This is a genomic window from Burkholderia sp. AU31624 (assembly GCF_020420065.1).
GTDB lineage: Bacteria > Pseudomonadota > Gammaproteobacteria > Burkholderiales > Burkholderiaceae > Burkholderia.
Genome location: NZ_JAIZRT010000001.1, coordinates 356,223 through 368,858, shown reverse-complemented (window position 1 = coordinate 368,858; position 12,636 = coordinate 356,223). Strand labels below are relative to the sequence as shown.

Here is a 12,636-nt window from a genome sequence, read left to right as displayed (position 1 = left end):
ATGATACCGACCGACAATCCCCTAACACTAGATCGAATCCGCCCGCGTGATGCGGAAGATCTGGTCGACATCGTCGTCGACGCGGATACTCATGGCCGCTCCTTCGAGATCGTCGGAGGTGGGACAAAGCGCGGATTCGGCGAGCCGATCAGCGCCGACGCGCTGCTGGATTTGTCTGCAGTTTCCGGGATCGACTTCTACGAACCCGAGGAACTTGTGATCAAAGTGCGGGCTGGCACGCCTATCGAGGTGGTACACGAGACTCTGGCTGCACACCGGCAACAGCTCGCGTTCGAGCCCCCGGATTACGGCGCGTTGTTTGGGGAGCAGGCGGGACGCAGCACGATTGGCGGTATTGTCGCCACCAATCTTTCCGGACCGCGCCGGGTATCTTCGGGTGGGGTGCGCGACGCGGTGCTTGGCGTGGAGGGCGTGAACGGTCGAGGGGAGGCGTTCAAGGCGGGCGGGCGCACCGTCAAGAATGTGACCGGCTACGATTTGCCTCGGTTGATGGCCGGCTCGTTCGGAACGCTGGCTGTGCTGACGACTGTCACCTTGAAACTGCAGCCGGCGTGGTTGGACGAGATCACTTTGCTGATCGACGGGCTCGACGACGGGGCGGCGATCGAACTGTTGACCGATGCGCTGCAGTTGCCTTTCGACGTTAGTGCCGCAGCTCATATCGGCGGCGCGCGTCGTGAGGCCCAGACCACGGCTTTAAGGCTGGAAGGTTTCGGTGTGTCGTTAGCGGCGCGTGCGAAGGCGCTCGTGAAGCACCTGGGGCGATCCTTCACAATTCAATCGATAGGCACCGACGCGAGTCGTGAATTTTGGCGTGCGTTGCGCAATCTGCAGGAGTTCGCTGACGACCCGAACGCATGCATATGGCGACTCATGCTACCTGGCACACAAGCCGCGAGAATCGTCGAATCAATGGGGGGTGACGCGATCTACGATTGGGGCGGTAGCCTTGTGTTCCTGCGAACCGGCGAGGCAGATGCTGCGGTCCAAGCGGAGGCGCTCAGGCGCGCTGCTGATGCAGTAGGCGGGCGTGCCTGTTTGTTGCGAGCGCCTGCGACGCTGCGGCGTACGGTCGGCGCGTTTCATCGTCATCCCGCAGCGCTGCGTGCGCTCGGTGAACGGGTGCGCGGAATCTTCGATCCGAACCGAGTGCTTAATCCAGGCCGGCTCGTACCCTTCGCTGCGGGAGTGGCGTGACATGAGAACCCGCATTCCCGACACTGCACTGATCGACCCTGATATCGCACTGTCGAACGACATCATCCGTAGTTGCGTACATTGCGGTACTTGCCTTTCGCACTGCCCAACCTATCAAGTTCGCCACGACGAGAACGACAGCCCGCGCGGGCGCATTGTCTTGATGAGGAACATGTACGAGTCGGGCGGTGCACCGGACCCGAAGACAGTCGAGCACCTCGATCGCTGCCTTACTTGTCTCGCGTGCGAGGCGATCTGTCCGTCCGACGTACAGTATTCGAAGTTGATCGCACATGGCCGCGAATACGTTGAGAACCATTATCGTCGGCCGCTCGTGCAGCGTGCGATCCGTCGCGCACTGGCCGCACTGATTCCGAGGCGCGGAATGTTTCGTGCCGCACTGGCTGTCGGTCGGCTGTTCTGGCCGCTGCGGTCGGTGTTCGGCGGCGCGCCGCGTGCGATGTTGGAGACGATCCCTCGCAAGCCGCTTCCGAAGGCAAGCCCAGTCGACCGACCGCAGGTGTTTCCCGCGCAAGGGCCGCGGCGTGCGCGCGTGAGCTTGCTGAATGGTTGTGTGCAAACTGTACTGGATCCTGCCATCAACGAAGCGACGATCAGGCTGTTGCAGCGGCATGGTGTCGAAGTCGTTATCGCGCGTGGGGCTGGGTGCTGTGGGGCACCGGCCGAGCACATGGGACATGAAGCGCAGGCACTGCAGCTGGCAAAGTCGAATATCGATGCGTGGCTGCGTGAGGCCGACGGGCCGGAGGGGCTCGACGCCATCATCGTCAACACGTCTGGATGCGGTACCTCGCTCAAGGCTTACGGTCATGCATTGCGGCTCGATCCTGCGTGGAAGGATAAGGCCGCGCGCATCAGTGCACTTGCCAGGGACATTTCGGAGTTCATGACGCAGCTGGGACTTCGGATGCCGGTGATCGTGCCTGGGTTGCGAGTTGTCTATCACGCCGCGTGCTCGATGCAACACGGCCAGCGGATAGTGCATCAGCCGATCGACTTGCTGAATGCCGCAGGGTTCGACGTCGTCCAACCGTCGGACAACTTCATGTGCTGCGGGTCGGCCGGTGTATACAACCTGCTGCAACCCGAGATCGCGGACGAGTTGAAGCAGCGCAAGGTCGCGGCGATCGCGGCAACGGGCGCCACAATTGCAGCGAGCGGCAACATCGGTTGCATGACCCAGCTCGCTAGCGCGGTCAGCATGCCGTTCGTGCATACAGTGCAGTTGCTCGACTGGGCGACTGGCGGGCCGTTGCCCGGCGCATTGCAAGACGTGATCAAGTCGCGGGGCTCGTGCCACGCCGAATGATGATATCCCGACATGTCGGGAATGCGGGGGCATACCGTCGGCTGCGCCAGTGATATGCCCGGACAGGATGTTGACGAGGTCACCGACATCTTTTCAGATGTCGAACAAGGAGCAAGCTATGCGATTTGCAGCGTATGAAATGAATGGCTTTCGTGGTTTGGCCGTCGAACGAAATGGAGAATGGTTTGGCTCATCGGCCGAGGAGTCGGACGCTCCCTGGGATCTGGACACGATGCTGGCTCAGGGTGTCGATCTTGTCGAGGTGGCTGATCGCCTTGCGCGCGGAGCGCGAATCGATCTCGACTCGGTGCGTCTGCTGCCGCCATTCACGCATCCCAACAAGATCTTGTGCGTGGGTTTGAACTACCTTGACCATTCGAACGAAACAGGTTTTGCGAAGCAGACATATCCGACCGTATTCGCCCGGTTTACGTCGAGCCTGATCGGACACGGCGAACCAATAGCGCTACCGGCGCAGTCCACTCAACTTGACTACGAGGGCGAGCTGGCAGCAGTGATCGGGAAAGGCGGGCGCGGAATTTCGCGTGAGCGGGCACTCGATCACGTAGCCGGATATTCAATTTTCAACGATGCGACGCTGCGTGACTATCAGTTTCGTACGCCGCAGTGGACGATGGGCAAGAACTTCGATGGCACAGGAGCATTCGGGCCTTGGTTCGTTACTGCGGATGAATTGCCGGCAGGCTGTGATGGATTACGGATCCAGACACGCCTGAACGGGGAAGTCGTCCAGGACGCGTCGACGTCCGACATGATATTTGATGTCGCGACGCTGGTCGCATTGTTGAGCGACGTGATGACACTGCAACCCGGCGACGTGATCGTCACCGGGACACCGGCCGGGATCGGGATGGCGCGCGATCCTCAGCTCTGGATGAAGTCTGGTGACGTATGCGAAGTCGAAATTGAACGGCTTGGCGTGTTGCGAAACCCGGTTGCGTCGGCTGGCGATGAACGAACGGAGCCTTCGCGGCATCTGACCGTCGCACCTCGATGACCAGCCGCTCCCGGGGCGAGAGCGGGTTCCTGAAGCGCACGGCGGTGGAGTAGAACGTTTGGAGAGCGGCGATGATGCTCTTGCCGAGAAATGCCGAAGCGACGCCGCGTCGGACGACAACATCAACTTGACAACCCAAGATGTCGGTCGTCATGGTTGCCGTGCCGAAGTGCCAGGCCCGCTGCCGGGGGGCGTCGCGACGGGAGCGGCAAGCTACTCGCAGACGAACTGGTTCAGGTCGTCGTCCGCCGTCCCGTACTCCTCGCGCACCTTGTCCTCGTGCCCGAGCATGATGATTTCCCTGTGGCGTGAGCGGTCGCGCGCACAGGTTTCATTTCCCGCGCGATCTGCCGGCGCGGTGACCCGTACGCAGGATCGTCACGCGTGCGCTCGCGCCGGATCGGCGCCCGTGCGAAAGCGGCGACCTTCCCCGGTCAACGCACCGGCTCGGCCGTGGCCAGCAGGCTGCGCAGGAACACCATGATCATGTGCCCGATCGGCACCTCGGACAGGATCGACTGCTGCAGCGACAGGCCCTGCGAGAGCCCCATGAACGCAACGGCCAGGACGGCCGGCGGTTCGGGCGGCACCTTCTTCAGCCGCGCGAAAATCTGTTCGATGCAATAGGCGAGGCCATCGCGGTGGGCGTCCAGCAACGCCTGCGACGCGATGGCGAAAGCGGGGTTGCGCCGCCCCTGAAGCTTGAATTCGACACCCAGCACCGACCACTCGGGCTCGGCATCGACGGTCCGCGACCAGACATCCAGCGCATTCAGGATGTCCTCCCCGGACGCCGCGGGGTCGCTCAGCACCCGGGCGATGTCGGCCACTTGCGTCTGCGAGCGCTCCCGCATCAGCTCGACGAACAATGCCTCCTTGCTCGCGAAATTCGAATAGAACGCGCCTTGCGTATAGCCGGCCTCGGCCGCGATATCCCTGAGCGACGTGCCGCCGAACCCGCGGTCGACGAACAGCCGCTTCGCCGCGGCGAGCAAATGAGCGCGGGTCTGTTGTCGGCTTTCTTCGCGGCTCAGCCGCGGGGGAGGGGGAACCATGTTCATGGCCGGCAGGATATCAGTTGATATTTGAGATGGATACCATTACGATCGCATTTCAGATATCACTCGATATTTGAAATGCCGGGCGCGATTGTGTCGCCGAACGTCTGCAGCGGGGGCCCCGGGCGGGCGATCGGGTCGACGCGGGGGCGCGCACGGTGTGCCGGTGCGTGGCGGCGTGTCGCTGTTCTCTTGTCGCGTGCTTCGATGCGCCGGCGCGAGCTGCTTGCCGATCGAGTGAATGTGGCCGTCACGGGACGTCGTGAAACAGTCGGTTAGTCATGCGAATCATGCCGGTTCGCATGCAGATGCGGATGCGGGGCAGGAAGCAGAAGATGAACGCGAGCAAGACCTATGCACAGCTCGTCGTCGAGCTGGCCGAACTGGACGAGGAAATCGAGCGCGCACGCGCGCGCGAACGCGTCGATGCGATCGCGGAGGTTCACTCGCTCATGGATACCTATGCGATCAAGCATCGCGACCTGGTCGGCCGCAACGGCAGCCGGGGTTCGTACGTCGTGAAAGTGCTGCCGGCGCGCTATCGCGATCCGGTGAGCGGAAAGGAGTGGAGCGGGCGCGGCAATGCGCCGCTCTGGATCAGGGGCAAGGATCGTCGTCAGTTCGTCGTCGTCAAGCCGCCGTCCGCCGGCAAGAAAAGCAGGCGCAGCTGACCGCGGGCGTCGGGCTACGGCGACAGCGGCTTCGCCGATGCCTGACCGGGCGGCGTGAGCACCACGCGCAGCGTCGCGCCTGCCGGCGACGGCGCCACGTACGCATGCGGCCGAGGCGACTAGAAGAGCGCGTTCACACCGGCGCGCAATCGCGTCGGCTCGCCATGCTCGACGTGCAACTCGCGTTCGCCCGACAGCACGTGATGTCGTCCGCAATCATGGCGCGGGTGACGTCTCGCGATGCGGGCCGGACTGGATCGGGCGTTGCGTGCGTTTCGTTCAGCCCCGGCCGACGAACGGCATCGCGGTCGCCATGATCGTCATGTTCAGGATGTTCGTGTCGAGCGGCAGGTTCGCCATCTGGACGATCGCATTCGCGACATGCGTGACGTCCATGCGCGCCTCGGGCGCGAGGCTGCCGTCGGCCTGCGGGACGCCTTGCGTCATGCGGTCCGTGAGCGACGTCGCCGCGTTGCCGATGTCGATCTGGCTGCACGCGATGTTGTACCGGCGGCCGTCGAGCGCCAGCGACTTGGTGATCCCGGTCACCGCATGCTTGGTGGCCGTGTACGCGATCGTGTCGGGGCGCGGCGCATGGGCCGAGATCGAGCCGTTGTTGATGATCCGGCCGCCCTGCGGCGTTTGCGCTTTCATCAGGCGCCACGCGGCCCGCGCACACAGGAAGACGCCGGTCAGGTTGGTCGCGACGACGCTGTTCCACACGTCGAATTCGTATTCGTCGAGGGATACCGGCGGCGCGTTGCGGCCGGCATTGTTGAACAGCACGTCGAGCCGGCCGAACTGCTGCGCGATCCGGGCGAACGCGTGGTCGACCGATGCTTCGTCGGTGACGTCCGCAGGAAACACGTGCGCGTCGCCGCCGGCGGTGCGGATTGCGTCCTGCGTGTCGCGCAACGATGCCTCGGTGCGTCCGAGCAGCGCGACGGTGTAACCGGCCTGGGCGAGCGCGATGGCCGCCGCGCGACCGATGCCGGAGCCGGCGCCGGTGACGGCTGCGAATTTCGTGAAGACAGACATGGCTTGATTTCCTGCGGATTGAAAGAGGGGCGACGCGGCCGACGACCGGAATCGTCGCCACTTCGGCAATGTAGTCGAAATGCGAGGCGCACATGCTCAAGCGACATCGTCAGGCACGCGCGATGGCGTGATGACCTCGGCTACTTCTTGCGGCCAGGTATGGCCTTCCGCGCCCGCGTGCCTGACTCCGCGAACAGATCGACCACCACGTCGCGCAGCCACTTGTTCCCTTCGTCCTGATTGACCCGCGTATGCCAGAGCATGTGAATCGGCGCGCCCGGCACCGTGACGGGCAACGCGCGCCAGCTCAGCGAAAACGGTGCGGCAAGCTGCTGCGCGAGATGCTCGGGCACCGTCGCGATCAGGTCGGTGCGCTGCAGGATGTAGCCGACGCTCATGAAATGCGGCACCGTGAGCCGCACCTGGCGCGCCACGCGGCGGCGCTTCAGCCATTCGTCCACTTGCCCGTGACCGGTGCCGGCCGACACCACGACCAGATGTTCGGCATTGCGCCACGCGTCGACCGTCAGCGGCGCGTCCTCGAGCGGATGGCCGCGCCGGAACAGGCACACATAGCGCTGATCGAACAGCCGGCGCTGATAGAAGCCGCCCTTGAGCTGCGGCAGCAGGCCGATCGCGAGATCGACGCGGCCGTCGGCCATTTCGTCGCCGAGGTTGACGCTCGTGTCGCGCACGGTATTGAGCGCGAGGCCCGGCGCCGCTTGCGACAGGTGTTCGAGCAGCGCGGGCAGGAACACGACTTCGCCGATGTCGGTCATGCCGATCGTCAGCGTGCGCGTGGCGCGCTGCGGATCGAAACCGGTCTCGGGGTTGAGCGCGGCGTGCAGCGTCGCGAGCGCGTGCGACACAGGTTCCGCGAGGCGCAGCGCGAACGGCGTCGGCACCACGCCACCGGGCCCGCGCACGAACAGCGGATCGCCGAGCCGGCGGCGCAGCTTCGCGAGTGCATTGCTCACGCCCGGCTGGCTCATGTTCATCTGCTCGGCGACGCTCGACACGCGCCGTTCCTGCATCAGCCGCTGGAAAAGCAGCAGCAGGTTGAGGTCGATATCGCTCAGTTCCATGGGTTGGGCCTCGCCGGGTTCATTGCATCGAGTGATGAAGCAGATTCCGGTCATTTTATTGCGGGATGAAAGTCCGCTCCCGAGAATACCGATACGGTCCATGCATTCGACATGACCGCTGCGCACGCCGCAGACCCCACATCGGAACATCGGAGACACCTTCATCATGCAGACGAACCTGAAGATTGCGATCGTCGGCGCCGGGATTGGCGGCCTGACGCTCGCGCTTGCCTTGCGCGAGCACGGCATCGACGCGCAGCTCTACGAACAGACGGAGGTGTTGCGCGAAGTCGGCGCGGCCGTCGCGTTGTCGGCCAATGCGACGCGCTTCTACGAACGGATGGGATTGCGGGCGGCCTTCGATGCGGTGTGCGCGGACATCCCGGGGCTCGTCTATCGCGACGGCCGCAGCGGCGCGGTGATCGGCCATCATCGCGGCGACCCCGACTATCGCCGGCAATTCGGCGGTGCGTACTGGGGCGTGCATCGCGCGGATCTTCAGGCCGTGCTGTCGAAGGCGGTCGGCCTCGACGCCATCCATCTCGGCCATCGGCTGACCGATCTCGCGCAGCATCCCGATCGCGTCACGCTTTCGTTCGACAACGGGGTGCGCGTCGACGCCGATCTCGTGATCGGTGCGGACGGCGCGCGCTCGATCACGCGGCGCTGGATGCTCGGCTACGACGATGCGCTGTATTCGGGGTGTTCGGGGTTTCGCGGCGTGGTGCCGGCCGCGCGGCTGAGCCTGTTGCCCGATCCCGAGACGCTGCAGTACTGGATCGGGCCGCACGGGCACCTGCTGCACTATCCGATCGGCGACGACGGCGACCAGAATTTCCTGCTGGTCGAGCGCCATCCGTCACCGTGGCCGTCACGCGACTGGGTGATGCCGTCGGAAGAGGGCGAGCAACTGCGCGTGTTCAGGGACTGGCATCCGGCGGTGGTGCAGATGATCACCGCCGTGCCGATCAGCCAGCGCTGGGGGCTATTCCACCGGCCGCCGCTCGGCCGCTGGAGCCGCGGGCGCGTGACGCTGATCGGCGACGCCGCGCATGCGCTGGTGCCGCATCACGGGCAGGGCGCGAACCAGTCGATCGAGGATGCGGTGGTGCTGGCCGCGCAACTGGCGCAGGCCGGGCCGGGCAACTGGCGCGAAGCACAGGAAGCGTATGAACGGCTGCGTCGCGGCCGCACGCGCAAGGTGCAGTACGCGTCGATCTCCGTGGCCGATGTGTTGCACCTGCCCGACGGGCCGGCCGCGCAGGCGCGCAATGCGCGTCTGGCCGAGCGCGACAGCGTGCTGCATCACCTGGACTGGATTCACGGTTTCGACGCGCTGGCGGGGGAGCCGAGCGAGCGGCAGGGCGGCACTTGGCTTTGAGTCTGCCAATCTGGAGCAGGGGTGCGGCGGCCAGCGCCACGCGTGAGCCCTCAGGCGCGACCGGCTCGCCGGGATTGCATGCGCCGGGCATGACATGGGTCGACGGCCGTCGGCCCGCCGGTCACCGGCCAGCCTGACGAAAACGGGCGGGGCAACGCCCGCCCGCCGTCACTTCACGCATTCGAGCGCGTACTTCAACCCCTGGCCGAGCAGGCCGCGCCATACATCCCACGTATGCCCGCCGTCGACGATGCGCAACTCGGCCGGGTTCTGCGCACGGCGCAGCTGCGTGTACAGCACGCTCGATTCGGCCTGGATGGTCAGGTCGTCGTCGCCGGCCGCGATGAACATCGGGATCCGCCAGCTGCGCGCGAAATAGCCGCGCATCAGCGCCGGGTAGTTGAGCTCGTGCCACACGCGCGGGTCGAACTGCCGTTCGCCGAACACGCCGACGTAGCGCGCGGCGGAATTGAGCGGCGGCTCGTTCGCGTAGATCGCGGGGCTCAGCAGCATCGCGCCGCAGAACAGCCCGGGTTCGAGCAGCGAGAAGCGCAGCGCGCCGAAGCCGCCCATCGACACGCCGCCGATCGCGCGGCCCGCGCGCTGGTTCGACACCGCGAAGTGCGCTTCGACCTCGGGCAGCAGGTCGTTGAGGAACGCGCTCTGCATCTTCTCCTTGCGGTCGACGTACCAGTCGGTGCCGCCCTGCGGCATCACGATCACGACCGGCGGGATCTCGCGGCGCTCGATCAGCGTGTCGGCGGTGGCCTGCAGCCGGCCCTGCGTGACCCAGTCGTTCGCGTTGCCGGCGTTGCCGTGCAGCAGGTACATCACCGGGTAGCGCGCGCCTTCCGGGTTGTAGCCGGGCGGCAGGTAGACCGTGTACGACCAGTCGCGCTTCAGCGACGCCGACCGGAACGTGCGCAGCACGACGCTGCTGCCCGGATTGAGCGCGCTCTCCTGGGCGGCCGACGGGGTCGTCGCGGTCTGGACGGTCGGCGGCGGCGCGGGCGCTGCCACCGGCGCGGGCGGCGTGGCTCGGGCGGTGGCGATGGAGCCGGCGATCAGGGCGAGGGCGAGCGGAAGGGCGAGTCGGCGCATGTCGAATCGTTTCAGGAGAGGCGCCGGCTATCGTAGCAGCGGCGCATGACGGCGCGGCGCGTCATCGCCGCGAACGGAACGGCAACCGCGCGACGAGCGGCCCGTAGAGTTTGGCGACGAGATACAGCAGGCCCATTGCGACGACGTCGGCAATCAGGCCGAGCTTCACGTCGAGATAGCCTTCGGTCGCCTGGTAGAGCACCGAATCGACCGCGAGCGAGATGGCGGTGCCCGCGACGAAGCACAGCAGCCCCTGCCGGCCGATCGTGCCGATCCACGGCATCGCGTGCGCAACCTTCTTCATCCAGCCGAGGTGGACCAGCTTGGCCGCGAGCCACGCGATCGCGAGAAAGTTCGCGAGCCGCAGCGCGCCGAGGTTCTGCTTGATCGACGGATCGGTCGGGAACGGCTCGATGCGCAGCCGGTAGTACGCGCCGGCCGCGACGATCGCGAGCGCCGCGGCCGTCAGCAGCCAGCCCTGCGGCTTCGGCGCGAGCGTCTGGTAGACGGGCTGGCAGCGCGCGATCACGCCGAGCACGAACAGGAACTGCCATGCGAACGGATTGAAGTCCCACGGCGCGCCTTCCACGGTCGGCAAAAAGCGCGCGACGTGCGGCGCGGCGACCCACAGCGACCCGCTGAACGCGAGCAGCAGCCACGGCTGCGTGCGCGCGAGCGGCAGCGTGAGCGGCACGAGCAGCGCGAAGAACGCGTACATCGGCAGCACCGACGCGAGGTACGGCTGGCGGCGGAACAGCAGGATGTCGCGCAGCGCGGCGAGCGGCTTGTGGAGCAGGCCGTCGAGATCGTTGGTCGGCATGTTCGGGCCGTCGATCGCGAACGCGTTCAGCGCGGCCGTGATCAGCAGCATCAGGCCGGCCGTCACGAGGAACGCACGGTAGATCTCGAACGCGCGCCTGATGAAGCGCTGGCGCGCGGCAGCCTCGTCGTGCCGTTCGGCGAGCGAGTTGTACGCGATCGCGGTGGCGAAGCCGCCGAGGAACACGAAGACCTCGGCCGCGTCGCACAGCGCGTAAGCGTGCAGCGTCACGCGCGACAGGATGCTGCCGCCGATGTGGTCGACGACGATGACGAGCAGCACGAGACCGCGGAAGAAATCGAGCTCGGCGTAGCGGCCGGCCCGGGCCGGTGCGGTCATCGAACCGCCTCCCGGCGCGGGCCGCGGGCGCGGCCGGCACGCGCCGCGCATGAATCGGGGGGAAGCATGACTTCGTGAAGAAATGACGAACGGATGCGCATTGTGCCACCGATGCGGTGCATATCGGGTTTACGCGAATGGTCGGCCGTCGTGCTGCTGCCGATAAGCCGGGTCAGGCAGCCCACGCAACGGGGCAGTTGGACGAGCGCAACGGTTTGCGCAGGGTTCATCTACCCCGATGGACGGACGGTTTCCGACGTGACACCATTTTGACCTCACGCGGCCGCACACCGCGTCGTCCGCCCTGCGGGCCACACCTATAACAGACCAAACATTCGCCGGGCGCTCGACCATGCCCGGCCACCCGGCTCCGGAGAACCGTCATGAAGAAGCACATCTTTTTTACCGCCGCGCTGGCCGCTTTCGCCGCGCCGGTCTTCGCCCAGAACAGCGTGACGCTGTACGGTGTGATCGATGAAGGCTTCAATTACACGAACAACGTGAACGTCAATGGGGTCGGAAAAACGAATTACCAGCTCGCGAGCGGCTATGCGCAGGGCAGCCGCTGGGGCCTGAAGGGCAGCGAGGATCTCGGCGGCGGGCTGAAGGCGATCTTCACGCTGGAAAACGGTTTTGACGTGAACAACGGCCGGCTCGGCCAGGGCGGCCGCATGTTCGGCCGACAGGCGTTCGTCGGGCTGAGCGCACCGCGCTTCGGCACGCTGACCTTCGGCCGTCAGTACGATTCCGTCGTCGACTATCTCGCGCCGCTCACCGCCAACGGCAACTGGGGCGGCACGCTGTTCTCGCACCCGTTCGACAACGACAACACGGACAACTCGTTCCGCGTCAACAACACGGTCAAATATGCGAGCGCCGACTGGAACGGCCTGACGTTCGGCGGCACGTACAGCTTCAGCAACAGCACCGGCTTCTCGAACAACCGTCAATACAGCCTCGGCGCGCAGTACTCGCTGGCCGGGCTGCAGGTCGCGGCGGCGTACCTGCAGGCGAACAACCCGGGCATCGGCAGCGCGGGCGCGATCTCGGCCGACGATGCGAACTTCGTCGCCGACCGCCTGCGGATCTTCGGCGGCGGCGTCAATTACACGTTCGGCCCGGCCACGGTCGGCTTCGTCTACACGAAGACGGACGTGAAGAACCCGGTGTCGACCGTCTACCTGCCGGCGTCGACGTTCGCCGGTCTCGGGCTGACCGCGACGAAGTTCCAGAACTTCGAGATCAACGGCAAGTACCAGCTCACGCCCGATTTCTATCTCGGCGCGCAATACGTGTACACGGACGGCAAGTACGATGCCGCGGCCGGGACGTTCAAGCCGAAATACCACACGGTCGGCCTGATGGCCGACTACAGCCTGTCGAAGCGCACCGACGTGTACCTGCAGGGCGCGTGGCAGAAGGTGGGCGGCGACAAGACCGGCACGGCGGCCGACGGCGGCTACGTGGTCGGCACGGACGGCCCGTCGGCGTCGTCGAACCAGTTCGCGGTGCGCGCCGCGATCCGCCACAAGTTCTGATCGGGGGGCGGGGAGTGCCGAGGCCGAGCGCCTCGGCGC

11 protein-coding genes are annotated in these 12,636 nt (G+C 65.8%); 6 read left to right on the top strand and 5 right to left on the bottom strand.

Translation table 11 applies throughout. The features are described 5' to 3' along the window. From LGM89_RS01765 to LGM89_RS01755, 3 genes are all read left to right on the top strand, one after another. On the top strand, window positions 1-1,218 hold the full coding sequence (locus tag LGM89_RS01765; RefSeq protein WP_226272108.1) for an FAD-binding protein: 1,218 nt from the start codon (window positions 1-3) through the stop codon (window positions 1,216-1,218). A 1-nt stretch (window position 1,219) separates the two neighbouring features. Next, entirely contained in the window at window positions 1,220-2,548 is a 1,329-nt protein-coding gene (gene glcF / locus LGM89_RS01760) for a glycolate oxidase subunit GlcF (protein WP_089496694.1), read from the top strand. A 118-nt stretch (window positions 2,549-2,666) separates the two neighbouring features. Then, entirely contained in the window at window positions 2,667-3,566 is a 900-nt protein-coding gene (locus LGM89_RS01755; protein ID WP_226272466.1) for a fumarylacetoacetate hydrolase family protein, read from the top strand. Window positions 3,567-4,000: 434 nt separating this feature from the next. On the opposite strand, the gene LGM89_RS01750 is transcribed toward LGM89_RS01755, so the two are convergent. Beyond that, window positions 4,001-4,627: a TetR/AcrR family transcriptional regulator gene (locus tag LGM89_RS01750; RefSeq protein ID WP_089496696.1), complete on the bottom strand. Its 627-nt coding sequence runs from the start codon at window positions 4,625-4,627 to the stop codon at window positions 4,001-4,003. 332 nt (window positions 4,628-4,959) lie between these two features. Between LGM89_RS01750 and LGM89_RS01745 the strand changes: the two genes are divergently transcribed. Then, window positions 4,960-5,295 carry an H-NS family nucleoid-associated regulatory protein gene (locus tag LGM89_RS01745; RefSeq protein ID WP_226202869.1) on the top strand — a complete coding sequence of 112 codons (336 nt, stop codon included), beginning with the start codon at window positions 4,960-4,962 and terminating at the stop codon, window positions 5,293-5,295. Window positions 5,296-5,574: 279 nt separating this feature from the next. On the opposite strand, the gene LGM89_RS01740 is transcribed toward LGM89_RS01745, so the two are convergent. Both LGM89_RS01740 and LGM89_RS01735 read right to left on the bottom strand, forming a co-directional pair. Next, complete coding sequence (locus LGM89_RS01740; protein ID WP_226272107.1) at window positions 5,575-6,333, bottom strand: SDR family oxidoreductase; 759 nt, start codon at window positions 6,331-6,333, stop codon at window positions 5,575-5,577. 140 nt (window positions 6,334-6,473) lie between these two features. Continuing rightward, window positions 6,474-7,418, bottom strand: coding sequence for a LysR family transcriptional regulator (locus tag LGM89_RS01735; protein WP_226272106.1), 945 nt, complete (start codon window positions 7,416-7,418; stop codon window positions 6,474-6,476). 166 nt (window positions 7,419-7,584) lie between these two features. Between LGM89_RS01735 and LGM89_RS01730 the strand changes: the two genes are divergently transcribed. Continuing rightward, a complete protein-coding gene (locus LGM89_RS01730; RefSeq protein ID WP_226272105.1) occupies window positions 7,585-8,799 on the top strand; it encodes an FAD-dependent monooxygenase in 1,215 nt (404 codons plus the stop codon). Window positions 8,800-8,967: 168 nt separating this feature from the next. Here the strand turns inward: LGM89_RS01730 and LGM89_RS01725 are convergent, their stop codons facing one another. Together LGM89_RS01725 and LGM89_RS01720 are read right to left on the bottom strand one after the other, a co-directional pair. Beyond that, window positions 8,968-9,900 carry an alpha/beta hydrolase gene (locus LGM89_RS01725; RefSeq protein WP_226202873.1) on the bottom strand — a complete coding sequence of 311 codons (933 nt, stop codon included), beginning with the start codon at window positions 9,898-9,900 and terminating at the stop codon, window positions 8,968-8,970. Between the two features lie 61 nt (window positions 9,901-9,961). Beyond that, the gene (locus tag LGM89_RS01720) at window positions 9,962-11,059 is read right to left on the bottom strand and encodes an OpgC domain-containing protein (protein WP_089498106.1); all 1,098 of its coding nucleotides are present in this window, start codon (window positions 11,057-11,059) and stop codon (window positions 9,962-9,964) included. Window positions 11,060-11,442: 383 nt separating this feature from the next. On the opposite strand from LGM89_RS01720, the gene LGM89_RS01715 reads away from it, so the two are divergent. Beyond that, entirely contained in the window at window positions 11,443-12,597 is a 1,155-nt protein-coding gene (locus tag LGM89_RS01715) for a porin (RefSeq protein ID WP_226202875.1), read from the top strand. Window positions 12,598-12,636: the final 39 nt, after the last annotated feature.

Excerpts from the sequence above, each read along its gene's own strand:
- LGM89_RS01765 (WP_226272108.1), top strand. The coding sequence starts at position 1 with ATGATACCGACCGACAATCCCCTAACACTAGATCGAATCCGCCCGCGT.
- glcF (WP_089496694.1), top strand. The coding sequence starts at position 1,220 with ATGAGAACCCGCATTCCCGACACTGCACTGATCGACCCTGATATCGCA.
- LGM89_RS01755 (WP_226272466.1), top strand. The coding sequence starts at position 2,667 with ATGCGATTTGCAGCGTATGAAATGAATGGCTTTCGTGGTTTGGCCGTC.
- LGM89_RS01750 (WP_089496696.1), bottom strand. The coding sequence starts at position 4,627 with ATGAACATGGTTCCCCCTCCCCCGCGGCTGAGCCGCGAAGAAAGCCGA.
- LGM89_RS01745 (WP_226202869.1), top strand. The coding sequence starts at position 4,960 with ATGAACGCGAGCAAGACCTATGCACAGCTCGTCGTCGAGCTGGCCGAA.
- LGM89_RS01740 (WP_226272107.1), bottom strand. The coding sequence starts at position 6,333 with ATGTCTGTCTTCACGAAATTCGCAGCCGTCACCGGCGCCGGCTCCGGC.
- LGM89_RS01735 (WP_226272106.1), bottom strand. The coding sequence starts at position 7,418 with ATGGAACTGAGCGATATCGACCTCAACCTGCTGCTGCTTTTCCAGCGG.
- LGM89_RS01730 (WP_226272105.1), top strand. The coding sequence starts at position 7,585 with ATGCAGACGAACCTGAAGATTGCGATCGTCGGCGCCGGGATTGGCGGC.
- LGM89_RS01725 (WP_226202873.1), bottom strand. The coding sequence starts at position 9,900 with ATGCGCCGACTCGCCCTTCCGCTCGCCCTCGCCCTGATCGCCGGCTCC.
- LGM89_RS01720 (WP_089498106.1), bottom strand. The coding sequence starts at position 11,059 with ATGACCGCACCGGCCCGGGCCGGCCGCTACGCCGAGCTCGATTTCTTC.
- LGM89_RS01715 (WP_226202875.1), top strand. The coding sequence starts at position 11,443 with ATGAAGAAGCACATCTTTTTTACCGCCGCGCTGGCCGCTTTCGCCGCG.